20 protein-coding genes are annotated in these 23,411 nt (G+C 73.8%); 9 read left to right on the top strand and 11 right to left on the bottom strand.

What is annotated here, in order from left to right; genetic code table 11:
- Positions 1 to 157 precede the first annotated feature (157 nt).
- The 7 genes from Q2K16_RS28630 to Q2K16_RS28600 are packed head-to-tail and all read left to right on the top strand — an operon-like array spanning position 158 to position 6,516.
- The gene (locus tag Q2K16_RS28630; RefSeq protein ID WP_302741385.1) at positions 158 to 664 is read left to right on the top strand and encodes a hypothetical protein; all 507 of its coding nucleotides are present in this window, start codon (positions 158 to 160) and stop codon (positions 662 to 664) included.
- Positions 661 to 1,110 (top strand): ferritin-like domain-containing protein, encoded by a 450-nt coding sequence (locus tag Q2K16_RS28625; RefSeq protein WP_302741384.1) that lies wholly within the window; start codon positions 661 to 663, stop codon positions 1,108 to 1,110. Before Q2K16_RS28630 ends, Q2K16_RS28625 begins: the two co-directional genes overlap by 4 nt.
- A 57-nt stretch (positions 1,111 to 1,167) precedes the next feature.
- The gene (locus tag Q2K16_RS28620; protein ID WP_088645558.1) at positions 1,168 to 1,755 is read left to right on the top strand and encodes a PadR family transcriptional regulator; all 588 of its coding nucleotides are present in this window, start codon (positions 1,168 to 1,170) and stop codon (positions 1,753 to 1,755) included.
- Positions 1,752 to 2,486 (top strand): ABC transporter ATP-binding protein, encoded by a 735-nt coding sequence (locus Q2K16_RS28615; protein WP_302741383.1) that lies wholly within the window; start codon positions 1,752 to 1,754, stop codon positions 2,484 to 2,486. Before Q2K16_RS28620 ends, Q2K16_RS28615 begins: the two co-directional genes overlap by 4 nt.
- Positions 2,487 to 2,530: 44 nt before the next feature.
- On the top strand, positions 2,531 to 5,251 hold the full coding sequence (locus tag Q2K16_RS28610; RefSeq protein WP_302741381.1) for an FtsX-like permease family protein: 2,721 nt from the start codon (positions 2,531 to 2,533) through the stop codon (positions 5,249 to 5,251).
- Positions 5,252 to 5,308: 57 nt separating this feature from the next.
- A complete protein-coding gene (locus Q2K16_RS28605) occupies positions 5,309 to 5,788 on the top strand; it encodes a nitroreductase family deazaflavin-dependent oxidoreductase (protein WP_302741380.1) in 480 nt (159 codons plus the stop codon).
- Positions 5,785 to 6,516 carry a nucleotidyltransferase domain-containing protein gene (locus Q2K16_RS28600; RefSeq protein WP_302741378.1) on the top strand — a complete coding sequence of 244 codons (732 nt, stop codon included), beginning with the start codon at positions 5,785 to 5,787 and terminating at the stop codon, positions 6,514 to 6,516. The genes Q2K16_RS28605 and Q2K16_RS28600 overlap by 4 nt, the downstream gene beginning before the upstream one ends.
- A gap of 54 nt (positions 6,517 to 6,570) precedes the next feature.
- Here Q2K16_RS28600 and Q2K16_RS28595 read toward each other — a convergent pair whose 3' ends face one another.
- Both Q2K16_RS28595 and map read right to left on the bottom strand, forming a co-directional pair.
- The gene (locus Q2K16_RS28595; RefSeq protein ID WP_302741377.1) at positions 6,571 to 7,287 is read right to left on the bottom strand and encodes a VIT1/CCC1 transporter family protein; all 717 of its coding nucleotides are present in this window, start codon (positions 7,285 to 7,287) and stop codon (positions 6,571 to 6,573) included.
- Positions 7,284 to 8,141 carry a type I methionyl aminopeptidase gene (gene map / locus Q2K16_RS28590; RefSeq protein WP_088645554.1) on the bottom strand — a complete coding sequence of 286 codons (858 nt, stop codon included), beginning with the start codon at positions 8,139 to 8,141 and terminating at the stop codon, positions 7,284 to 7,286. Before map ends, Q2K16_RS28595 begins: the two co-directional genes overlap by 4 nt.
- Before the next feature lie 88 nt (positions 8,142 to 8,229).
- Here map and Q2K16_RS28585 point away from each other — a divergent pair, with 88 nt between their 5' ends.
- On the top strand, positions 8,230 to 8,544 hold the full coding sequence (locus Q2K16_RS28585; RefSeq protein ID WP_302741374.1) for an STAS domain-containing protein: 315 nt from the start codon (positions 8,230 to 8,232) through the stop codon (positions 8,542 to 8,544).
- A gap of 21 nt (positions 8,545 to 8,565) precedes the next feature.
- On the opposite strand, the gene Q2K16_RS28580 is transcribed toward Q2K16_RS28585, so the two are convergent.
- The 6 genes from Q2K16_RS28580 to Q2K16_RS28555 form a co-directional block, all read right to left on the bottom strand.
- Entirely contained in the window at positions 8,566 to 12,249 is a 3,684-nt protein-coding gene (locus tag Q2K16_RS28580; protein WP_302741373.1) for a SpoIIE family protein phosphatase, read from the bottom strand.
- A gap of 177 nt (positions 12,250 to 12,426) precedes the next feature.
- On the bottom strand, positions 12,427 to 12,978 hold the full coding sequence (locus Q2K16_RS28575; RefSeq protein WP_302741371.1) for a pyridoxamine 5'-phosphate oxidase family protein: 552 nt from the start codon (positions 12,976 to 12,978) through the stop codon (positions 12,427 to 12,429).
- Positions 12,979 to 13,038: 60 nt separating this feature from the next.
- Positions 13,039 to 13,752, bottom strand: coding sequence for a gamma-glutamyl-gamma-aminobutyrate hydrolase family protein (locus Q2K16_RS28570; protein ID WP_302741369.1), 714 nt, complete (start codon positions 13,750 to 13,752; stop codon positions 13,039 to 13,041).
- Positions 13,749 to 14,516, bottom strand: coding sequence for a 3-oxoacyl-ACP reductase (locus Q2K16_RS28565; RefSeq protein WP_302741368.1), 768 nt, complete (start codon positions 14,514 to 14,516; stop codon positions 13,749 to 13,751). The genes Q2K16_RS28570 and Q2K16_RS28565 overlap by 4 nt, the downstream gene beginning before the upstream one ends.
- 5 nt (positions 14,517 to 14,521) lie before the next feature.
- Entirely contained in the window at positions 14,522 to 15,868 is a 1,347-nt protein-coding gene (locus Q2K16_RS28560; RefSeq protein WP_489671940.1) for an aldehyde dehydrogenase family protein, read from the bottom strand.
- A 126-nt stretch (positions 15,869 to 15,994) separates the two neighbouring features.
- Positions 15,995 to 17,359 (bottom strand): glutamine synthetase family protein, encoded by a 1,365-nt coding sequence (locus Q2K16_RS28555; protein ID WP_302741366.1) that lies wholly within the window; start codon positions 17,357 to 17,359, stop codon positions 15,995 to 15,997.
- 536 nt (positions 17,360 to 17,895) lie between these two features.
- Here Q2K16_RS28555 and Q2K16_RS28550 point away from each other — a divergent pair.
- Positions 17,896 to 18,489 (top strand): hypothetical protein, encoded by a 594-nt coding sequence (locus Q2K16_RS28550; protein WP_302741364.1) that lies wholly within the window; start codon positions 17,896 to 17,898, stop codon positions 18,487 to 18,489.
- 79 nt (positions 18,490 to 18,568) lie between these two features.
- Here Q2K16_RS28550 and Q2K16_RS28545 read toward each other — a convergent pair whose 3' ends face one another.
- The 3 genes from Q2K16_RS28545 to Q2K16_RS28535 form a co-directional block, all read right to left on the bottom strand.
- Complete coding sequence (locus Q2K16_RS28545) at positions 18,569 to 20,206, bottom strand: amino acid permease (protein ID WP_302741362.1); 1,638 nt, start codon at positions 20,204 to 20,206, stop codon at positions 18,569 to 18,571.
- Between the two features lie 416 nt (positions 20,207 to 20,622).
- Positions 20,623 to 21,123 carry a DUF456 domain-containing protein gene (locus tag Q2K16_RS28540; RefSeq protein WP_302741361.1) on the bottom strand — a complete coding sequence of 167 codons (501 nt, stop codon included), beginning with the start codon at positions 21,121 to 21,123 and terminating at the stop codon, positions 20,623 to 20,625.
- A 119-nt stretch (positions 21,124 to 21,242) separates the two neighbouring features.
- Positions 21,243 to 23,408 carry a putative bifunctional diguanylate cyclase/phosphodiesterase gene (locus Q2K16_RS28535; RefSeq protein WP_302741360.1) on the bottom strand — a complete coding sequence of 722 codons (2,166 nt, stop codon included), beginning with the start codon at positions 23,406 to 23,408 and terminating at the stop codon, positions 21,243 to 21,245.
- Positions 23,409 to 23,411 lie beyond the last annotated feature (3 nt).

The raw sequence follows: 23,411 nt of genomic DNA, 5'->3' as shown, positions 1-23,411 counted from the left end.
CTGGTCGGCGGCGGTCGTCGGACCGGCACGCCGGGACGCCACCGGGGCGGCAGCGCCGGTGGCTGTGCAGAGCGTAACGCGCCGTCGGGACGGCGGCCCCGGCGGCGCACCGACGGCGGTCGCCCGGCGGACGGCGGGCATGGTGTTGACTTGTCCGGTGGCCACGGGCAGAACAACGACGCACCACGACGGAACGGGGCAGTCCCGGCGTACCGTGCTGCGGGCCGGCGCGCTCCTGGCGGTCGGCGTCGCCGCCGTACCGCTGACCGGGTGCGGTCTCCTCGACCGCGACGACCCCGCCCCGCCGCCCGACCCGCTGGAACCCCTCGCGGCCGAGGCGCGGTCGCTGGCCGACAGGCACCGGGCCGCGATCGCCGCCGACGCGGGCCTGGCCGGCCGGCTCACCCCGATCGCCGAGGCGCACGCCGCGCACGCCGACGAGCTGCGCCGGGTGATCGGCCGCCCCGAACCCTCCGCCGCGGCCTCGCCCGGCCCGTCCGCCGCCGGAGGTGACCGCGCCGCCGTGCTGGCCGCGCTGCGCTCGGCCGAACAGAGCGGCCGGGACAACGCGGCGAAGGCGTGCGCCGACGCGCCGGCCGACCGGGCCGCGCTGCTCGGCGCGATCGCCGCCGCCCGGGCCACCCACCTGGAGGCGCTGAGGTGAGCCGCTCCACCGCCCCCGCCACGCCGGGCGACGCGCTCGCCGACGCGTTGGCCGCCGAGTACGCCGCGATCTACGCCTACGGCCCGATCGGGGTGCACCTCACCGACGCCGACCGGCGGGCCGCCCGCGCCGCCGAGGCGGCCCACCGGTCCCGGCGCGACGCGCTGGTGCTCCAGCTCAGCTCCGCCGGCGGGACGGTCCCGGCCGACCAGGCCGGCTACGCCCTGCCGTTCCCGGTCACCGACCGGGCCGCCGCGCTGCGGCTGGCGGTACAGGTGGAGGAGCGCACCGGGGCGTTCTGGCGGGCGGCGCTGCCGGTCACCACCGGCGCGGACCGCACCCGGGCGCTCAACGCGCTGACCGACTGCGCGGTACGGGCCACCCGCTGGCGGCGCAGCGCCGGCATCATCCCGCTGACCGTCCCGTTCCCCGGCAGCCCCATCTGACCCACCGCCCGTACCCTGCGGTTGCGGTCCACATACGGGGTATGCATACTCCGTCGCATGTCCATCCGTCACGGCCTGCTCGCCCTGCTGGAGCGCGGCCAGATGTACGGCTACCAGCTCCGGGCCGCGTTCGAGGAGTCGACCGGCTCGACCTGGCCGCTGAACATCGGTCAGGTCTACACCACCCTCAACCGGCTGGAACGCGACGGCCTGGTCCGTTCGCTGCCCGAGCACGAGGGTGGGCAGCGGCCGTACGAGATCACCGATGCCGGACGGGCGGACCTGGCGCTGTGGTTCGTCACCCCGATCAGCCGCAACGACCGTCCCCGCGACGAACTGTCCATCAAGCTGGCCCTGGCGTTGACCACCCCCGGGGTGGACGTGCGGGCGGTGGTGCAGACCCAACGTGGCGCGACCATGCGCACGTTGCAGGAGCTGACCCGGCTCAAGTACACCAGTGACCGGCCGGAGGACCTGCCCTGGCGCCTGGTGCTGGACGCGATGATGTTCCAGGCCGAGGCGGAGATCCGCTGGCTCGACCACTGCGAGACCAGCCTGGTCCGGCACCGGCCGGCGGCCCCCACCGCACGCAGCGGGTCACCGCCGGAGGTGGTGGAGCGGGCCGACGAAGAGGCACACCGTTGACCGGCCCCGACGGCGCGGTGCTCGAACTGCGCGACGTGCACCGCACCCACGGGGGCGGGGAGGCCGCCGTGCACGCGCTGCGCGGGGTGAGCCTCGCCGTACGACCGGGCGAACTGGTGGCCGTGATGGGTCCCTCCGGCTCGGGCAAGTCGACCCTGCTCACCCTGGCCGGTGGGCTGGACCGGCCGACCGCCGGGGAGGTGCTGGTCGAGGGGGAGACGCTCGGCACGCTCGACGGGCGGCGGCTGGCCAGGCTGCGCCGTCGCCGGATCGGCTACGTCTTCCAGGATCTGAACCTGCTCGGCAGCCTCACCGCCGCGGAGAACGTGGCCCTCCCGCTGGAACTCGACGGGGTCGGCGTACGGCAGGCCCGGCGGGCGGCCCTGGCGGCGCTGGAGGAGGTGGGCCTGGGCGGGCTCGGCGGCCGCTTCCCCGACCAGATGTCCGGGGGCCAGCAGCAGCGGGTGGCGATCGCGCGGGCGCTGGTCGGCGAGCGGCGGCTGGTGCTGGCCGACGAGCCGACGGGGGCGCTGGACTCGCAGACCGGGGAGGCCGTGCTGCACCTGCTGCGCCGCCGGGTCGACGCGGGCGCGGCGGGGGTGCTGGTGACCCACGAGGCCCGGCACGCCGGCTGGGCCGACCGGGTGGTGTTCCTCCGCGACGGCGTCATGGTCGACTCCACCGCGCCGCTGGCCGGGGTCGAGCACCTGCTCTCCGGAATCGGCCGGTGAGCGCCCCGCCCCCAACGGCGGCGCGGCCCGAGGCGAGGGACCGGGTGGGACTGCCCGGTCGGCTCGCCGGGACGGTCGGGTCCTGGCGGGCGGCGCTGCGGATCGCCCGGCGGGAGGCGCGGCGGGCGCGGGGGCGTACCGCGCTGGTGCTGACGATGATCGCGCTGCCGGTGCTGGTGCTGAGCTTCGTCGCGGTCACCTACGACATGGCCGACCTCACCCGGGCAGAGAGTTTCGCCCAGCGGGCCGGCACCGCCGACGCCGAGCTGCGCTGGGTGGCGGAGAACCCGCTCCACCAGGACTCCTGGGGGGAGGTGAACTGGGCCCGCACGGGTGAGCAGGTGACCCGGGAGCGGCCGGTGGGCCGGGCGGAGATCGAGGCGCTGCTGCCGGCCGGCAGCCGGGCCAGCCGGATCAGCTGGTGGGTGCCGTTCGAGGTGCGGATCGGCGAGCGGACGAGGACCCTCGACGGGCGCGCGCTGGACCTGACGGACCCGGTGGCCCGCTCGACGGTGCGGCTACGGTCCGGGCGGGTCCCCACCGCACCCGACGAGGTCGCGGTCAGCGCGCAGGCCGCCGCCCGGATGGGCGTGCGGGTGGGTGGTTCGGTCGACGCGGCCGACGGCACCGGCCGGTGGCGGGTGGTCGGCGTGGTCGAGTTCCCCGACCAACTCGGGGAGATCGTCGCCCTGACCCCGGCCGGATTGTCCCGGGACGGGCGGAGCTACGACGAGAGCTGGCTGGTCGACCTCCCCGGCCCGTTGGACGCCGCGCTGGTGGAGCGGCTCAACACGCACGGCGTCCTGGTCAGTGCCGGTACCCCGGTGCCGGGTGCCCGGTCCCCCGACGGATCGACGCTCAGCCTGCCCGATCCGGTGCTGGCGAGCAACGCGGTGCTGGTCGGCGGTCTCGGTCTGCTGGAGGTCGTCCTGCTGGTCGGGCCGGCCTTCGCGGTCGGGGTCCGGCGGCGGCGGCGGGACCTGGCGCTGGTCGCGGTGGCCGGCGGCGATCCGGTGCACCTGCGGCGGATCGTGCTCGCCGACGGGGTGGTCCTCGGCGGGCTCGGGGCCGCGTGCGGGCTGCTGCTCGGGGTCACCGCCGCGCTCGCCGGCAGGTCGCTGGTCGAGGAGCATCTGCTGGGGGCGCGCAGCGGGGGCTACCGGGTCTTCCCGGCGGCGCTCGCCGCGATCGCGGCGGTCGCCGTGCTGGCCGGGGTGCTGGCCGCGCTCGCCCCGGCGCTGACCGCCGCCCGGCAGGACGTGGTGGCCGGGTTGGCCGGTCGCCGGGCCGCACCGCCGCACCGCCGCCGCTGGCTGCTCATCGGGGTGGCGCTGACCGTGCTGGGCAGCGGGGCCGCCGCCCTGGGCGCCGGCCGGGGCGACACCCCGGTGATCCTCACCGGGCTGATCCTGGGTGAGCTGGGACTGGTCTTCTGCACGCCCACGCTGATCGGGCAGCTGGCCCGGCTCGGCCGGCTGCTGCCGCCCGCGCCCCGGATCGCGCTGCGCGACGCCAGCCGCAACCGCTCGTCGGCCGTCCCGGCCATCTCCGCGGTGATGGCCGCCGTCGCCGGCAGCGTCGCCCTGGGCGTCTACGTGGCCAGCGACGACGCCCGTAACCGGGACGAGTGGCAGCCGGGGATGCCGCCGGGCCGGGTGCTGCTGCTGCGCGGCGACCGGGACGGCACCGGCCCGCTGCCCCCGCTGCCGCTGATCACCGAGCGCGTCCGGGCCGAGCTGGGCACCGACGCGGTGCTGCCGGTGGCGGTGCCCGGCTGCACCGACCCGCGGCACCCGAGCGGCTACTGCACCGTCGCGCCGGTGCTGCCCGCCGGCCGTGCCTGCCCGTACGACACGGAGTCGCTCCGGACGGCCGAGGCCCGCCGCGCGGCGCTGGCCGACCCGCGCTGCGTCCCGCCGGTCCGTATCGTCAGCGGCTTCTACCTGCCCGCCATGGTCGACGACGGTGCCGCGCTGGGGATGCTCAGCGGTGCGCCGGCGACCGAGGTGGCGGCCGCGACCGCCGTGCTGCGGGCCGGTGGCGTGGTGGTGACCGATCCCCGCTACGTGGTCGACGGCCGGGTGTCGGTCCGGGTCGACCGGTCGGTCGACGGCTTCCGCCCTCCGGTGGCGACCACCGTCACGCTCCCCGGGCACCTGCTGCGCGACGGGCTGCCGGTGGACCGGCTGGTGCTCTCCCCCGCCGCCGCCGCCCGGGTCGGCCTGCGCACGGAGCCTGTCGGTTTCGCCGTCGACACCGGGTCGGCGCCGACGACCGCGCAACTCGACCGGGTGGTCACCGCGCTTCGGCCGTTGCTGCCGGTGTCGGTGGAGATCGAACGGGTTCCGCCCCGCTCGGAGCAGCGGTCGGTGCTGCTCCTGCTGGCGGCCGGCTCCGGGGTGATCACCCTGGGCGCGGCCGGGGTGGCCACCGGGCTCGCCGCGGCGGAGGGCCGCCGGGATCTCTCCACGCTCGCGGCGGTGGGGGCCAGTCCCCGGGTACGCCGGGTGCTCTCGCTCTGCCAGGCGGGGGTGATCGCCGTGGTGGGCTCGGTGCTCGGCATCGCGGCCGGGTTGGGCTCCGCCCTGATCATCCTGACCTCGATGAACCGCCAGTACGCGCAGACCTGGCCGGTCCAGACGCCGTACCCGGTGGTGGTGCCCTGGCAGACCCTCGGTGTGCTGGTGGTGGTGCCGCTGGTGGCGATGCTCGGTGCCGGCCTGTTCACCAGGTCCCGCCTCGCGGTCGAACGCCGGCTGGACTGAGCGGCCCGCCGGGAGGCGGTGGGTGCGGACACCGCGTCGACCGGGCAGACTGACCGGGTGCCCGTACTCGGAACCCTCACCCGCCGGCTCGGTCACCACGAGTGGTTCGGTGCCACCATGCGCCTGCTGGTCCCCGTCGACCGGATGGTGGGGCGGCTCACCCGGGGGCGGGTGGTCGCGCTGGGGCTGGTTCCCTCGCTGATCATCACGACCACCGGACACCGCTCCGGCCTGCCGCGCAGCAACCCCCTGCTGTACGTGCCGGACGGCGACGGGTTCGTGGTGATCGGTTCCAACTGGGGTCAGCGGCACCAGCCCGGCTGGGTGCTGAACCTGCTCGCCCGGCCGCAGGCGGAGGTCGCCGTCAAGGGTCGCCGGCTCGCCGTCCGCGCCGACCTGGCGACCGGGGCCGAGCGGGAACGGCTCTGGCAGTTGCTGGTCACCGAGTGGCCGGCGTACCGGACGTACGTGCAGCGGGCCGGCGGCCGGGAGATCCACATCTTCCGGCTGGCCCCGACCGGTCCCGACCTGCCGTGACCGTACCGGAGCCGGCGGCCGGGGTGGACCTGGACGATCCGCGCTGGCAGGTCGCCGGGCGGACGGCCGACGCGGCGCGGCGACGCTTCCCGGCGGACATCCTGGCGGTGGCCGTGCACGGTCCGCTGGCGCACGGCGACGACGACGGTGGCGGGGACGCCGAGGTCGGTCTGCTGCTGGTCACCTACCGGGCGGGCGGCGGGCCGGCCCCGTCGACCCGGCGGGTGGACGGGGTGCTGGTCGGGCTGACCGTGGCCGACGCCGACGGCTACCTGCGGCGGGCCCGGACGCTGACCCAGGCCTGGCCGCTGACCGCCGACCGGTACGTCACCACCGTCGCGCTGTACGACCCGACCGGCTGGCTGCGCACCCTGCGCGACGAGCACCTGGGCCGGCTGGCCCGGGCCCGGCCGGCCGAATTCAGCGCCGCCGCCCGGGACGCCTGGTACCGGGGCTGGGCGGCGCACGCCCGCGCGGCCCGGCTCGCCGCGTGGTACGAGACCGACCAGGCGCTGGTGATGCTGGGTGAGGCGCGGCTGGCGGCGGCCACGGTCAGCGGCCTGCTCAGCCGCACCTACTTCCGTGACCCGGGCGACGCGGTACGGCGTACCGGGCTGGCCGGCGCGGACATGACCGAGGTGGGACGGGTGCTGACCGGGCAGGCCGAGGAGTTGGCCGCCCGGGGCCGCCCGGTCGACGGCACGGTGGACGACCTGCTCACCGGCTGAGCCGAAGCTCAGCCGGGGCCGACCGCGACGACCGGCCGGGCCGGCCGCGACGGTCTAGCCGAGGCCGCCCTGCACCCCGATGAACATCCCGATCAGGTAGGTCGCGCCGGCCGCCGCCGCGCCGAGCAGCAGCTGACGCAGGCCGCCGGCCCACCACGGGCGGTGGGTGTACCGGGCCACGACCGCCCCGGCCGCGAAGAGCCCCACCCCGCCGACGGCGAGCGCCAGCGCCAGGCTGGTGGAGCCGAGCAGGTAGCTCAGCAGCGGGATCAGCGCGCCGACGGAGAAGCAGAGGAACGACGAGATCGCCGCCGCCCAGGGGCTCGGTTGTTCGTCGGGGTCGACACCCAGTTCCTCCCGGACGTGCACCCGCAGCGCCTCCTCCGGGTTGCGGCGTACCGCCTCGGCGACCTGGTTGGCCAGGTCACGGGGCAGACCCCGGGCCACCCAGGCGTCGGACAGCTCCCGGGCCTCGGCCTCCGGGTGGCGTTCCAGCTCGCGGCGTTCCTTGGCCACCTCGGCGGCGACCTGCTCGTTGGCCGACCGGACGCTGGTGTACTCGCCCAGCCCCATCGAGATGGCGCCGGCGACCAGGCCGGCGGTGCCGGTGAGCACGATGCTGTGCGCCGACACGCCGCCGCCGCCGACCCCGGCGATCAGGGCGATGTTGGTGACCAGGCCGTCCATCGCGCCGAAGACGGCGGGCCGCAGCCAGCCGCCGGACACGTCCGCGTGGTGCGCCTCGCGCAGCGCCGCCGGGGTGTCGGTCACGGCAGGGTGAGGATCTCGAAGCCGTCGTCGGTGACGACGATGGTGTGCTCGAACTGGGCCGTCCACTTGCGGTCCTTGGTGACGACCGTCCAGCCGTCGTCCCACATGTCGTACTGGTAGGTGCCGAGGGTGATCATCGGCTCGACGGTGAAGGTCATGCCCGGTTCCATGATGTCCGTCGGCCGGGGGCTGTCGTAGTGCGGCACGTACAGGCCGCTGTGGAAGGCCTCGCCGATGCCGTGGCCGGTGAAGTCGCGGACCACCCCGTACCCGAACCGTTTGGCGTACGACTCGATGACCCGGCCGATCACGTTGATCTGCCGGCCGGGGCGCACCGCCCGGATGCCGCGCATCATCGCCTCGTGGGTGCGCTCGACCAGCAGCCGGGCCTCCTCGCTCACCTCGCCCACGCAGAAGGTGGCGTCGGTGTCGCCGTGCACCCCGTCGAGGTACGCGGTGACGTCGACGTTGACGATGTCACCGTCGGCGAGCACGGTCGAGTCGGGGATGCCGTGGCAGATGACCTCGTTGATGCTGGTGCAGCAGGACTTGGGGAACCCCCGGTAGCCCAGCGTCGACGGGTAGGCGCCGTGGTCGACGAGGAACTCGTGCACCACCCGGTCGATCTCGTCGGTGGTGACCCCGGGCTTGCAGTGCGCGCCCGCGAGCTGGGTGGCCTGCGCCGCCAACCGGCCGGCGACCCGCATCTTCTCGATGGTCTGCGGGGTCTGCACGTGCGAGCCGCGCCACTGCTGGGGTTGCTTCCTGCCCACGTACTCCGGGCGGGCGATGTGGTCGGGGACCGCTCGCCACGGGGAGAGTGTGCCGGGGGTGAGCGGGGCACGGACGGTCATGACGACAGCCTATCTCCGTGGGGCGGGGGGCCTCCGGCACGGCCCGGCGGTTGTTGCCGTCACCACCTGGCTGTGCAATGGTGGCTGGGTGGATCTAGGGGGCGCACCGCCCGTGTTCTCCGCGCGCGCGGAGGTCACCGGGGAGCACGTCCGCGTCACGGTGACCGGCGAGGTCGACATGGCCACCGCCGACACCATGGTCCAGACCACCCTCCGTGAGCCGGCCCGGCAGGTCACCCTCGATCTGCGCGCGGTCACCTTCTTCGACTCCGCCGCCATCCACGCGGTGGTCCAGCTCGCCAGGCGGTTCCCCGGCGCGCTGACCGTGTTCCCGTCCCGGCAGGTCAGCCGGGTGTTGGAGATCTCCGGCCTCGGCGGCCAGGAGTGGCTGCGCCCGCTCTGACCCGGGCCGCGCCGGCCCGGCTCAGTCGGCCAGCCGGCGGCGCAGCGACACCTCGGTCCCCTCGTCGGTACGGCGTACCGTCAGCTCGCCCAGCGCCTCGATCAGCGCGAGCCCCCGGCCCCGGAACCCGGCCCCGGTCGACTCCCGCCACCGGCCGCTGTCGCGCACCGTCGCCACCACCGTCCGGTCGACGATCGACACCTCGACCCTGATCGTCGGCTCCACCGGCGCGACCGGATGCTCGATGGCGTTGGCGGCGGCCTCGGACACGGCGACGATCAGGTCGAACAGGTCGTTCTCGCCGACGGAGTGCGCGACCAGGAAGTCCTCCAGCCGCTTGCGCAGCACGCTGAGCCGGGTCGGGTCGGCGGGCAACCGCAACGCGAACCGGTTCAGCTCGGCGGCCTCCAACGCCAGCACCGCGACATCGTCGTGCCGGTCGCGCCCGTCGACCCGCTCCACCACGGCGTCCACCAGGTCGGCGACGTGCCCGCCACCGGCCCCCGCGGCGGCGTCCGCCCGGAGTTGGGCCAGCGCCGCGTCGATGCCGGCCTGCCGGTCCTCGATCAGTCCGTCGGTGTAGAGCAGCAGCCGCCCGCCGGGAGCGAGTCCACCCTCGACGGTGCGGTAGTCGGTGCCGGTGATCGCGCCGATGGGCGGCCCGAGGGCCCGCTCGTGCAGGAAGGCCACGTCGTCTCCTCGGATCAGCAGGGGGGACGGATGACCGGCGCTGGCATACCGCAGCCGGCCGGTGCGCGGGGTGAAGGAGAGGCAGAACACGGTCGCGAACGACTGCCGCTCGGTCGAGCCGACCAGCCGGTTGAGCCGGGTCAACGCCTGCCCCGGGTCGTAGCCCTCCAGCAGGTAGGCCCGCAGGCCGTTGCGGAGCTGACCCATCGCGGCGGCGGCCCGGACGCCCTTGCCGACCACGTCGCCGATGACCAGCACCACCTCGTCGTCGCCGGTGCCGATCACGTCGTACCAGTCGCCGCCGACCTCGACGTCGGTGCTGCCGGGCAGGTAGCGGCTGGCCACCACCGCGCCGGGCAGCTGGGGCAGCGAACGCGGCAGCAGGCTGTGCTGCAGCGTGGTGGCGATCCGGTGCTCGGCCTCGTAGAGCTGGGCGTTCTCCAGTCGTACGCCGACCAGGCGGGCCAGTTCGGTGAGGGCGGCGTGCTCGGTGCCGTCGCCCTCCCGACGCCAGACCCGCAGCTCGCCGAGTTGCCCACCGGTGCTGCCGGTCAGCGGCAGCACCTGGGACGGCTGGTCGGTGCTGACGCCGCCGCCGTCGGCCTCGTGCCGCGCGCCGGTGACCGTGGTGACCGACACCCGGGCCGCCTCGGCGAGGTGCAGGGCGTGCCGGGCGGCGACCCGGACCACGTCGGCGGTCGACTTCGCGGTGTTGACCGCCACGGCGGCGTCGGCGAGCGCCCGGAGCCGGCGGATGATCTGCCCACGCAACTGGCCCAGCTCGACGTTGGCCCGGACCCGGGCGATCAGCTCCGCGCCGGAGAACGGCTTGGTGAGGTAGTCGTCGGCCCCCACCGAGAGACCGGCGACCGCCTCGGCGGAACCGGCCCGCGCGGAGAGCAGCACGATCGGCACGTGCCGGGTGGCCGGGTTGGCGCGCAGCGCGGTGACCAGGCCGAAGCCGTCCAGCCGGGGCATCATCACGTCGGTGAGCACCAGGTCGAACGGGCCCGCGGTGGCCTCCCGCAGGGCCACCGCGCCGTCCGGCACGGCCACCACCTCGTACTCGGGGCTGAGCAGCCGGGTGACGTGTTCACGCAGGTCGGCGTTGTCGTCGGCGAGCAGGACCCGGCCGGCCCGGCCGGGGTCGCCGGTGGCCGGGGTGGGCCGCCCGTGGCCGGCCGGATCGGGCCGGTCGGTCCACAGGGCGGTCTCCGCGACGTAGAGGGACGCCTGCGCCGACTCGGCGGTGGGCGGCGGCGCGGTGACGGCGACCCGGTCGGGCGGCAGGTGGGCGGAGCCGAACGGGACGGTCACCGTGACCGTGGTGCCGTGGTCGACCCGGCTGGTGGCGGCGACCGTGCCGCCGTGCATGTCGACAAGTTCGCGGACCAGGGCCAGGCCGATCCCGGTGCCCTCGTGGGTACGCGAGCGGACCCCGGGCACCCGGTGGAACCGCTCGAAGACGTGCGGGACCTCCTCGGCGGCGATGCCGACCCCGGTGTCGGTCACCTCCAGCCGTGCCGCGCCGTCGACCGCGGCCACCCGGACCCGGATCTCGCCGTCGAAGGTGAACTTCAGCGCGTTGGAGAGCAGATTGAAGACGATCTTCTCCCACATGTCGCGGTCCAGGAGGACCGGCGCGGGCAGCGGCTGGCAGTCGACCACGAGCCGCAGCCCGGCCCGCTCGGTGGCGGAGCGGAACGTGCTGGCCAGCCGGGAGGTGTACGCGGCCAGGTCGGTGGGCTGATAGTGGGCGGCCAGCCGGCCGGATTCCAGCCGGGAGAAGTCGAGCACCGTGTTGACCAGCCTGAGCAGGCGCAGCGCGTTGCGGTGCATCACGGTCAGCCGGTCGAGGTGCGCGGCGGGCAGCGTCGGGTCGGCCAGCATGTCCTCCAGCGGACCGAGGACGAGGGTCAGCGGGGTACGGAACTCGTGGCTGACGTTGGCGAAGAAGTTGGTCTTGGCACGGTCCAGCGCGGCCAGCTCGGCGGCGCGGGCCCGCTCCTGCTCGTACACCCGCTGCTGGCCGACCACCCGGGACACCTGCGCGGCGATCAGGCCGAGGAAGTCGTGGTACTCGTCGGTGAACGGCAGCCGGGCGGACCGGCCGACCACCAGCGCCCCGGCGGGCTCGCTGGTGGCGGTGAGCGGCAGCACCAGGGCGCGCGCGGCGACGTCGCCCGGCACCGGGCCGAGCAGCTCGGCCACCTCGATCTCGGCGGCGGCCCCGTCGGCGGCGACCCGGGCCAACTCGGCCGGCGGCTCGGCCGGCACCCGGGCGGGGTCGATGCCGCTGACCCCCGCCGGCACCGGCCGGCCGGTCTCGTCGTTCAGGTAGACCAGGGCGAACGGGACGTCGGCCCGGTGCCCGTCGAGGACGGCCGCCGTGGCCCGTCCCAGCTCGGCCATGCTGCCGGCCGCGCCGAGCCGGGAGCCGAGTTCGGCCAGCGCCCGCAGCCGGCGTTCCCCGACGACCCGGCCGGTGGTCTCGTTGACGAAGCAGAAGACGCCGTTGACGCTGCCGTCGTCGTCCCGGATCGGGTCGTAGGAGATGTCGAAGTAGACCCGCTCGACGAAGCCGTGCCGGTCGAGCAGGAACGGGTGGTTCTCGCCCCGGTAGGACTCGCCGCTGCGGCGTACCCCGTCGAGCAGGGGGCCGAGCACGTCCCAGGTCTCGGCCCAGTGTTCCCGGGCCGGCCGGCCGAGCGCGACCGGGTGCTTGTCGCCGATGGTGGGCCGGTAGGCGTCGTTGTAGAAGGCCAACTGGTCGGGGCCCCAGAACATCACGATCTGGGCCCGCGAGGAGAGCATCATGCCGATCGCGTGGCTCAGCGCCGCCGGCCAGGCGTCGGGGCCGCCGAGCGGACTGGCCGCCCAGTCGTGTTCGCCCAGCCTGCGGCCCATCTCGCCACCGGCCGCGAACGCCCCGGCCAGCCACGGCGGCAGGGCGCGGTCGGCGGACGACAGAGCGGACAGCCCTCGTCCGTCCTCGCCCCCACGGGCCGAGCTCATCCGCGCCCCCTGCTTCGGCCGGTCGTGCCCCCCATAACGCCTCGGCTCACCGCCGGTCGCGTCCGTCTTCTACCCCGACGGATCAGGAACGTAACGCAAAGGTTCGGACGGACGCTGGTAACCCGTGCCTCATCCTGCCGTCATCTGTCCGACAGCGCACGATGAGGGGTCGTCCGGTCAGAAGATCGGCAGGCCGTCGATGCTGGCCGCGTTCTTGGTCGCCCGGTAGGTGACCAGATCCTCGGCGGTGCGCCGGGAGTGTGACGTGAGCAACAGGTCCCGGTCGGCCCGGTAGTCCATCAGGGGCACCGCGTAGCCGCAGGAGTCGCTGACCCGGTCCACGGTCACCCCGATCACCGCCCGCACGGCGTGCACGTCGGGCGGCTCGGGGAAGTCGGCCAGCAGCGCGCCGAAGCCGGGGTCGGTGACCGGGGTGGCGACGCCCCGCCCGTGCAGCCGGACGATCTTCGGCGGGCCGTCGAAGGCGCAGAACATCAGCGTGATCCGGCCGTTGTCGCGCAGGTGGGCGATCGTCTCCGCGCCGCTGCCGTGGTAGTCCAGCCAGGCCACCCGGTGCGGGCCGAGCACGACGAAGGTGCCCCGCATGCCCTTGGGTGAGACGTTGACGTGCCCCTCACTGCCGCTGGGCGCGGTGGCCACGAAGAACATCGGCTGCGCCTCGACGAACTCCCGCAGTCGCCCGTCCAGCGCCGGATACACGGTCCCCATGCGGTCATCCTGCCGCCGCCGACCGCATTTCGAGACAGCCTTCCCAACTGACGGGATGGATCAGCGGTCCCGGGCCGCCCTCACCAGGGCGCTCACCGGACGCGGGTCGTCGTCGTTCTCCGGATGCCACTGCACCCCGAGCAGGAACCGCCGCGCCGGGTCCTCCACCGCCTCCACCACCGAGTCGTCGGCCCAGCCGGTGACCGTGAGCCGCCCCGGATCGGCCACCGCCTGGTGGTGGTACGAGTTGACCCGGTCCACCCCGGCCAGCACCGACGCCGTCCGGGTCCCCGGCGCGAACCGGACCGGATGCGCCCCGTACACCCCCGGGGCGGGGCGGTGCCGGTCGTGGCCCACCACGTCCGGCAGGTGCTGGTGCAGCGACCCGCCGTACGCGACGGCCAGCAACTGCATGCCCCGGCACACCCCCAGCACCGGCAGGTCCACGGCGAGGGCGGCGGCCAGCAGGGCCGACTCCCCGGCATCCCGGTCGGGCCGCGGCTCGGTACGCGGGTCCACCGGCTGCCCGTAGCGCTCCGGGCCGACGTCCGCGCCGCCGGCCAGCAGCAGCCCGTCCAGCACGTCGACCACGTCGGCGTCCAGGTCGTCAGGGGGCAGCACCACGGCCCGGCCCCCGGCGGCGGTCACCGAGCGGACGTACGCCTGCGGGATCAGCGACGCCGGCACGTCCCGCCAGACGGCCCAGCTCGCCGGCTCGACGTACCCGGTGATCCCGATCAGCGGACGCGCCGGACGCCCGGCGGACCGGCTCACAGCGGGGTGACGTACGCGCCGGTGATGCCGCCGTCGACGACGAACTGCGCGGAGGTCATGAACGACGCGTCGTCGCTGGCCAGGAACGCCACCGCGGCGGCGATCTCCTCCGGTGCGCCGAACCGGCCCATCGGCACGTGCACCAGCCGGCGGGCGGCCCGCTCCGGGTCGGCGGCGAACAGCTCCAGCAGCAGCGGGGTGGCGACCGGGCCGGGGCACAGCGCGTTGACCCGGATGCCCTCCCTGGCGAACTGCACGCCCAGCTCCCGGGTCATCGCCAGCACCCCGCCCTTGCTCGCGGTGTACGCGATCTGCGAGGTGGCCGCCCCCATCAACGCCACGAAGGAGGCGGTGTTGATGATCGAACCCTTGCCCTGCCGACGCATGTGCGGGATCGCGTACTTGCAGCACAGGTAGACGCTCGTGGTGTTGACCCGCAGCACCCGCTCCCAGGCGTCCAGCCCGGTGTCGAGGATCGAGTCGTCGTCGGGTGGGGAGATGCCGGCGTTGTTGAACGCCACGTCGACCCGGCCGTGCCGCTGCGCCACCCCGTCGAAGAGGTCCCGCACGGCCGCCTCGTCCGCGACGTCGGTGTGCACGTACTCCCCGTCGACCTCCTCGGCCGCCCGCCCGCCGGCCTCGTCGTCGATGTCGACGCAGACCACCCGGGCCCCCTCGGCGGCGAACCGCCGGACGGTGGCCAACCCGATCCCGCTGCCCGCCCCGGTCACCACGGCGACCCGGTCCTGTAGCCGACCCTGCACGCGCCTCACTCCTCCGTGCCGATGAAGACGTTCTTGACGTCGGTGAACGCGTGCAACGCGTCCGGGCCCAGCTCACGGCCGAGCCCGGAGCGCTTCATCCCACCGAACGGGGTCCAGTAGCGCACCGAGGAGTGCGAGTTGACGCTCAGGTTGCCCGCCTGGACCGCGCGGGCCAGCCGCAGCGCCCGGCCGACGTCCCGGGTCCAGATCGAGCCGGACAGTCCGTACTCGGTGTCGTTGGCGAGCCGGACCGCGTCGGCCTCGTCGTCGAAGGGGAGCACCGAGACGACCGGCCCGAAGATCTCCTCCCGCCAGTGCCGGTCGGCCGGGGAGTCGGCGAGCAGCACGGTCGGGGCGTGCCAGAAGCCGGGGCCGTCGGGGCGGGTGCCGGCGAACGCGACAGTCGCGCCGTCGAGGTAGCCGGCGACCCGGTCCCGGTGGGCTGCGGAGATCAGCGGGCCCATCTCGGCGGTCTCGGCGGCCGGGTCCTCCACCCGCACCGCCCGGACCGCCGGTTCGAGCAGTTCCAGGAACCTGTCGTAGACCGGGCGCTGGACCAGGATGCGGGAGCGGGCGCAGCAGTCCTGGCCGGCGTTGTCGAACACGGCGTACGGCGCGGTGGCCGCCGCCTTCTCGAGGTCGGCGTCGGCGAAGACCAGGTTGGCGCTCTTGCCGCCCAACTCCAGGGTGACCCGCTTCACCTGGGCCGCGCAGCCGGCCATGATCCGGGTGCCCACCTCGGTCGAGCCGGTGAAGCAGACCTTGCGCACGGCCGGATGGGTGACGAACCGTTCGCCGACCACGTCGCCCCGGCCGGGCAGCACGGTGAACACCCCCTCCGGCAGGCCGGCGTCGCGCCCCAACTCGGCCAGGCGCAGCGCGGTCAGCGGGGTCAGCTCGGCGGGTTTGAGCACGACCGTGTTGCCGGCGGCCAACGCCGGGGCGAAACCCCAGGCGGCGATCGGCATCGGGAAGTTCCACGGCACGATCACCCCGACCACGCCGAGCGGTTCGTGGAAGGTGACGTCCCAGCCGCCGGGCACCGGGATCTGCTGCCCGGTCAGCCGCTCCGGCGCCCCCGCGTAGTAGTCGAGGACGTCGCGGACGTTGCCGGCCTCCCAGCGCGCGTTGCCGATGGTGTGCCCGGCATTGCGCACCTCCAGCCGCGCCAACTCCTCCAGGTGGCTGTCGACCAGCCCGGCGAACCGCCGCAGGATCCGCCCCCGCTCCCCCGGCGCAACCCCCCGCCACGACGCAAAGGCAACCTCCGCCCGCCTGATCGCCGCATCCACCTCCCCCAGCCCGACCCCCACCACCTCCGCGACCACATCCCCACTGGCCGGATCAACCACCCGCGTCACGCCCCACCCCTTTCCCCGTCGATCATGAAGTTGTGGTGCCCCGCACAAACCACATACCGCCACACATCGTCCACCACAACTCCAAGATCGACGCGGAAAGGGGGGTGGGGGTGGGGGTTAGAGGCGTTCGAAGCCACGGGTTAGTTCCCAGTCGGTGACGGCGGCGTCGAAGGCGGCCAGCTCGACCTTTGCCAGGTTGGCGTAGTGGGCGTGTACCTCTTCGCCGAAGGCCGACCTGGCGGTCTCGGAGTGCTGCCAGAGGGTCAGGGCGTCGCGGAGGGTGGGCGGGACGCGTTCGGCGGCCGGGTCGTCGTAGGCGTTGCCGGTGCACTCGTCGGCCAGCTCCAACTCCTGTTCGATGCCGTGCACCGCCCCAGCGACCAGGGCGGCGATCGCCAGGTACGGGTTGACGTCCGCGCCGGGCACCCGGTTCTCCACCCGCATCCCCTGCCCGTGGCCGACCAGCCGCAGCGCGCAGGTGCGGTTGTCGGTGCCCCAGCGCAGCGCGGTCGGCGCGAACGAGCCGGGCTGGTAGCGCTTGTAGGAGTTGATGTTCGGGGCGAACAGGACGCTCATCTCCCGCATGGTGGCGAGCAGCCCGGCCAGCACCCGCTGCCCGGTGACGCTGAGCTGCGCCGGCCCGTCGCCGAGCAGCGCCGAGCGGCCGTCGACGTCGCGCAGCGAGAAGTGGATGTGGCAGGAGTTGCCCTCCCGCGCGTTCGGCTTGGCCATGAACGTGATCGACACGCCCTCCTGGGCGGCGATCTCCTTCGCCCCGTTCTTGTAGATCACGTGGTGGTCGGCGCAGGCCACCGCCTCGTCGTAGCGGAAGGCGATCTCGTGCTGGCCGAGGTTGCACTCGCCCTTGGCGCTCTCCGGGGTCAGCCCGGCACCTGCCATCTCGGTGCGGATGCGGCGCAGCAGCGGCTCCACCCGGGCGGTGCCGAGCAGCGAGTAGTCCACGTTGTACTGGTTGGCCGGGGTGAGGTCGCGGTAGCCGCGCCGCCACGCCTCCTCGTACGAGTCGCGGTAGAGGACGAACTCCAGCTCGGTGCCGGCGTACGCGGTCAGCCCGTGGTCGGCCAGCCGGTCGAGCTGCCGGCGCAGGATCTGCCGGGGCGAGGCGACCACCGGGCCGGAGCCGTCCAGCCACTCCAGGTCGGCCAGGAGCAGGACGCTGCCCGGCTGCCACGGCATCCGGCGCAGGGTGGACAGGTCGGGGCGCATGGCGAAGTCGCCGTAGCCGCGTTCCCAGCTCGACATGGCGTACCCGTCGACGGTGTTCATGTCGACGTCCACGGCGAGCAGGTAGTTGCAGCCCTCGCTGCCGTTGGCGACCACCTGGTCGAGGAAGAACGGGGCGTGGAACCGTTTGCCCTGGAGGCGGCCCTGCATGTCGGTCAGGGCGAGCACCACCGTGTCGATCTCGCCCTCGGCGACGGCGACCCGGAGCTGTTCCAGCGTGAGCGGGGCTTTCCTCATCCGTGCGCCTCCATCACCAAGGTCTACCGGGCCGAGCGGATCACCGTCAATGCCCCGTCCGGGCGGGCCGGCAAACCCCCGGGCCGGGGTGGTCCGGTCGGTCCCGGTCCGGACCCGGCGACCCGGCCCGCGAGCGCCCGCCCGTGGCCCGGCAGGCCCGCGACCGACGCGACCCTGCCGCGCGGAACGAGCGGAAACTGTCGTACGCACAACGACGGAAATGCTTTTCCCAAAGGCGGGAAAGAAGCGCCACGACACGCCACTCATCCGTTCGGACACATAGCCGACAACACCGATCGGTAATCGCGCGGCGACCTTGCGTGGAAGTTGGAACCCTTGCCAGAATTTGAACCGGCCGGTGCGACACACGGCATTCTGTCGGCCGATCCGCACGACCACTTTCCCCGACCGGCTGCGCATTCGCGCGCAATGCGTCGACCGGATCACCGGAGAGCGGATGTCCGGCCCCCTCGGTCGCACCGGGCCGGCCCAGAAATACCCGAACTGCTCCATCACGACGCACCGAAGGACGCGTAATGACGAGAGTACGTCCCAGTGGGAAGCCCCGGGCCCTCGCCGCCCTGGTGGCGATCGCCGTTTCCGCCGCGCTGCTCGCGGTGTCCAGCCCGACCCAGGCAGCCCCCCGCGCCGCCGGGGCCGACGCCGCGCAGCCGGCGGCCGGATCGTCCGCCACCGGCGGCGCGGGGGCCGGTCGCCTCGCGCCGCTCTCCACCGGGGCCACCGGCAGGTCGGCGGGTTCCGCCGGCACCCTCGCCTCGACCTCGGTGACCGGGACGGTCGGTTCCATCACCGTCACCTGCACGCTGACCCCGAGCACCCCGTTCGTCTACTACGGCGGCCCGTACGGCGGCGGCGAGGAGGGCCTGGCCACGGTCCGGTGCACCTACCCCGTCTACGCGGCCCAGGTCGAGGTGGCCCTGTTCCGCTACGGCACCCAGGTCACCTACAACACCTACACGAACTACGGCACCACCACCACGACCGCCGACACCGAGTACCCCCGGTCCAGCGGCGAGTACAAGACGGGCGCGGACGCCTTCATCACCTGGACCTACGGCGGCCCGACCACCTTCATCCCGCTCACCTTCAGCAACAGCATCACCCTCTGACGCCCCCCGGGCCGCCCCCGGCCGGAACCCGTCAGGGCTCCGGCCGGGGGCTGTCGTGGTCACCCCGGAAGGCTCGCGGTCAGGCCGGCCCGTCGGCCGGTGCGGCGTCCGCCGCCGGTGCCGCCGGTACGTCGACCGTCCGGCGCGGGCCGGTGAACCACCTACGGGCCGAGGCGTACCACCAGATGCCCACCCCGAGCAGCACCCCACCGACGGCCAGCGGCGCGTAGTTCACCGCCGACCAGCTGAACTCCGGGTTTCCGGGCACCCCGGCCGGCACGATCGGCAGCACGAAGTAGACCGCGATGACGGCGATCTCGACCACCGCGATCCAGCCGAGCAGCCGGTACTTCCGGCCGAGCGTCCACGGGCCGGGCTCGAACCGGTCGCCGAGGCGCAGCCGCAGCGCGATCGGGATGACGAAGGAGAGGTAGAGGCCGATCACCGCCACCGACACCACCGCGTAGAAGGCGACCGGGATGCCGGACGGGCTCTCGTAGAGCGCCGGCAGGGTGAGCACCAGACCGGCGAGCGTCGCCCCGATGATCGCGTTGGCCGGGGTGCCGTTGCGGTCGACCTTCGACCACAGCCGCCAGCCCGGCACCGCCCGGTCCCGGCTGAACGCGTACGTCATCCGGCTCATCGAGGTCACGCAGCTCATCCCGCAGAAGAACTGCCCGATGGTGGAGATGATGATGACCGTCTTGAAGAAGAACGGGGTCAGCGCGGATTCGAAGATGGCGCCGGAGAATCCGCCGGCCGCGTTGATCGCGTCCACGTCGGTGGCGGCGAACAGGAACGCCAGCAGCAGTATCCAACCGCCCACCGCCGAATAGAAGATCGACCGCCACAATCCCTTGGCGGCGGCCTGCGACGCGCCCCGGGTCTCCTCGGACACGTGCGCGCAGGCGTCGAATCCGGTGATCGTGTACTGGGTGAGCAGGAATCCCAGCGGCAGCACGTAGAACCAGAACGTCAACCCGCCGGTGTCGCCGTCGCCGAATCCGGAGTTGTTGAACCGCTCGGTGAACACGAACTGGAAGCTCTGGTGCCGGTCGGGCACCAGCAGCAGGATGGCCACCACGACGGCGGCGCCGGCCACGTGCCACCAGACCGAGACGTTCTGGAGTACGTCGATGATCCGGTGCCCGAAGATGTTGATCAGCCCGTGCAGGGCCAGGATGATCACGAACAGGACGAACGCCTGCCGCAGCGTCCCCTCCCACCCGTCGAAGAGCGCCGACAGGGTGAGGTTGAGGAAGGTGGCGCAGCCGTAGTCCACCGACGCGGTGACCGCTACCAGGCCGATCAGGTTGAGCCAGCCGGTGAACCAGCCGTGCACCGGCCTGCCCATCTTCGCCGCCCACCAGTAGATCCCCCCGGCCGTCGGGTACGCCGAGACCAGTTCGGCCAGGCAGAACCCGATGATCAGGATGAACAGCGAGATCAGCGGCCAGCCCCAGGAGATGGCGACCGGCCCACCGTTGTTCCACGCCTGACCGAAGGTGGTGAAACAGCCGGCCAGGATCGAGATGATCGAGAACGAGATGGCGAAGTTCGAGAAGCCGCTCCACGTGCGGCGCAACTCCTGCTGGTAGCCGAGTTCGGCGAGTCGTCGGGCGTCGTCGTCCGGCGCGTGCGGTTGCCCGGCGGTCGGCGGTTGCTCTTTCCCGGCGGTCGGCGGTTGCCCGGTGGTCGGCGGGGGCGTTGTGGCCACAGCACACCTCCCTGAGGTGGTACCCGGAACTGCCCGGGTGATCCCCGGGTGCGCCCGAGTCTCGTCCCGCCGATCACGACGGTCAATCCGTCACCGGTGCCGAACCCGTTGAATCACGTCGCCCCGGCCGGACGGTAATCAGGTTGCCCCGGGCCCCGCACCGACGCATGCTTGAGCCCGTGACCAGGCCCGATCGCGACGGGCCGACGCCGGGCACTCGGCAGGAGCCCGGCACCACGGCGGCGCGGGACGCCCACCTCTCTCTCACGTACGGCGTCGTGCCGTACCCGACCGGGCGTCCCGCTCCGCCTCCCGTCTTGATCCACTCGCCTGGGCCATTGTTGCGGTGTCCCGGCGACCGGATACCGCAACATCGACCCAACCGAGTCGATCAAGACGGCCGCTTTCGTGGGTGGTCAGGTGAAGAGGAGGCCGGCCACCCAGAGGGCGGCGATCACCAGGCCGGCCAGGAACTCCACGAGCATCGACAGGCCGGCCGCCTTCAACGCCTGCACCGTCGCCGGCCAGGCGAGCTGGTTGCTGCCCAGCCGCAGCCGTTCGGCCCCCCACACCCCGCCCACGAACCCGATCACCAGGCCGATCACCGGGATGACGAAGAACCCGACCAGCCCGAGCAGGCCCCCCACGAGCAGCGACGACGTGGGCACCCCGGTGCGCTTGAGGTTGCGCCCCGGCCAGGCGTACTTGATCACCACACCGCCGGCGGCGACCACCGTGGCCGCGGCGAGCACCGCCCAGCGTCCCGGCCCGGCACCGCCGAAGACCGCCCAGAGCAGCACCCCGCCCCAGCACAGCGGCAGCGCCGGCAGACCGGGCACCACCACCCCGGCCAGCCCGGCGACGATCGCGATCGCCGCGATCACCGAGACCGCCGTCCCACCGTCGGTCAGGCTCACCCCGCCACCTCTCCCCCGCCCGGTCCCCCGGTCACGTCGTCACCATGCCAGAGCACCGGTCTCCCCGCCGGCCGCCCGCACCCGACAGCCGCCCCACCCCGAACCGGCCGGGGAGCAGTTCACTCAGTCGTCTCCCCGCGCAGCCGGGCGGTGATCTGGTCCGCCGGGGCGGGCGGGCCGAACCAGCGGCCCTGCCCGGTGTCGCAGCGCAACGCCCGCAGCCGTTCGGCCTGCTCCCCCGTCTCCACCGCCTCGGCGGTCACCGACAGCTCCAACGCGTGCGCCAACCGGACCAGGGCGTCGACGATCCGTTCGTCCCGGTGGTCGGGTGAGGAGTCGGCGCCGTCACCCCGGATGCCCTCGACGAACGGGCCGGCCAGCTTCAGGCAGTGGATCGGCAACCGCCGCAGGTACGCCAGGTTCGAGTAGCCGGTGCCGAAGTCGTCGATGGCCAGCCGTACGCCCAGATCCGCCAACCGGTACAACGACCGTAACGGCTCCCCGGCGGTGCCCATCACGGCGCTCTCGGTCAGCTCCAGCTGCAACAGTTCCGCCGGCAGGCCGGTGCGACCCAGCGCGCTGGCGACCGTGTCCACGATGGCCGGATCGTCGGCCTGCCGGGCGGCCAGGTTGACGCTGACCACCAGTCTGGCCTCCGGGAACTCCCGGTGCCAGGCACGGGCGTCGCGGCACGCCTGCCGCAGCACCCACTCGCCCAGTCTGACGATCAGCCCGGTCTCCTCGGCCAGCCCGATGAACCGGTCCGGGCCGACCAGGCCCCGCTCCGGGTGCGCCCAGCGGACCAGCGCCTCCACCGCGAGCATCGAGCCGTCCAGCAGGGAGACGATCGGCTGGTAGTGGACCACGAACTCGCCCCGGTCCAGTGCCGCCGGCAGGCCGGCGGCCAGCGCGGACCGGGCGATGTCGGCGGCGCTGCGCTCCGGGTCGTACACCGCCCAGCGGCCCCGGCCCTCCGCCTTGGCCCAGTACAGCGTGGTGTCGGCGGCCTTCATCAGCTCGGAGACGCTGGTCTCGCTGGCCGGGCACTCGACCACCCCGACGCTCGCCGAGACGGCGAGCTGGTGGTCGCCGACGAGCACCGGCGCGGCCACCGCGGCGAGCGCCAACTCGGCGACACCGACCGCGTCGTCGATGCCCTCGCCGCCGTTGACCAGGATGACGAACTCGTCGCCACCCATCCGGGCCACCAGGTGCCCCTGGCCGATGACGCAGTCGGACAACCGGCGGGCGATGGTGACCAGCAGCCGGTCGCCGAGGTCGTGGCCGAGACTGTCGTTGACCGCCTTGAAGCCGTCCAGGTCGAGAAAGCAGACGCCGATCCGCTGCTCGGGCCCGGCGTCGGCGAAGACCTGGCCGAGTTTCTCGAAGAACAGCGTCCGGTTGGGCAGGCCGGTGAGCGGGTCGTGCAGGGCCTGGAACCGCAGCCGCTGCTGGAGTTCGTACCGCTGGGTGATGTCCTCGATCATCGCCACCGTGAACCGGGGGCGGCCGTCGTCGTGCCGGATCAGCGAGACGGCCAGGTCGGTCAGGACGACGCTGCCGTCCTTGCGGTAGTAGCGCTTCTCCACCCGGACGCTGTCGTGCTTGCCCTCGATCAGCTCCTGGTACAGCTCCCACATCCCGGCCGCGTCGTCGGGGTGGAACAGCGACGCGACGTTGGTCTGCCGCAGTTCCTCAGGGGTGTAGCCGAGCATGTCGGCGAAGGACTGGTTGACCTCGATGATCTGACCGTCGATGCCGGCGAGCCCGATGCCGATGACCGCCCCGGTGAAGACCGCCCGGAACCGCGCCTCGCTGTCGCGCAACGCCCGCTCCACCGAGTCCCGCGCCTGCCAGGCCGACCGCGCGATCCGCTCCTGCTGGCTGAAGGTACGGTCGCGCAGCGCCCGGCCGAAACCGGCGGCCAGCCCGCCCTGCAACGCGGCCACCCGGACGGCCAGGTCGGGCGGCGGGTCGTCCGGGGGCAGCACCCGCTGCGGCAACTGTTCGCCGAGTGCCCGTACCGACCAGTCCAGGATGCGCGGTTCGGTCAGGTGCGCCTCCACCAGCGCCCGGCCCACCTCCTCCGCCGGGGCAGCGGAGAACTCCTCGGCGAGCAGGGCCTGCACCAGTCGTACGGTGTGCGCCAGCAGCAGCCGCTCGGTCTCGTCCGTGCTCATCGGCACGAACCCGAGCCGGCGGACCGCCCGTGCCCAGTCGGCGGCGTAGCCCTGGGCGCCCGGACGGGACGCGTCGGTGCCGCCGGGGTCCGGAACGGCGGACATGGT

This window comes from Micromonospora cynarisoli (assembly GCF_030518815.1).
GTDB lineage: Bacteria > Actinomycetota > Actinomycetes > Mycobacteriales > Micromonosporaceae > Micromonospora > Micromonospora wenchangensis.
This window is presented reverse-complemented; position numbering and strand designations above follow the sequence as displayed.

Bases quoted from the DNA above. Each gene is read 5' to 3' on its own strand.
- Q2K16_RS28620 (WP_088645558.1), top strand. From the start codon at position 1,168: ATGTCCATCCGTCACGGCCTGCTCGCCCTGCTGGAGCGCGGCCAGATG.
- map (WP_088645554.1), bottom strand. From the start codon at position 8,141: ATGACCGTCCGTGCCCCGCTCACCCCCGGCACACTCTCCCCGTGGCGA.
- Q2K16_RS28580 (WP_302741373.1), bottom strand. From the start codon at position 12,249: ATGAGCTCGGCCCGTGGGGGCGAGGACGGACGAGGGCTGTCCGCTCTG.
- Q2K16_RS28575 (WP_302741371.1), bottom strand. From the start codon at position 12,978: ATGGGGACCGTGTATCCGGCGCTGGACGGGCGACTGCGGGAGTTCGTC.
- Q2K16_RS28555 (WP_302741366.1), bottom strand. From the start codon at position 17,359: ATGAGGAAAGCCCCGCTCACGCTGGAACAGCTCCGGGTCGCCGTCGCC.
- Q2K16_RS28550 (WP_302741364.1), top strand. From the start codon at position 17,896: ATGACGAGAGTACGTCCCAGTGGGAAGCCCCGGGCCCTCGCCGCCCTG.
- Q2K16_RS28535 (WP_302741360.1), bottom strand. From the start codon at position 23,408: ATGTCCGCCGTTCCGGACCCCGGCGGCACCGACGCGTCCCGTCCGGGC.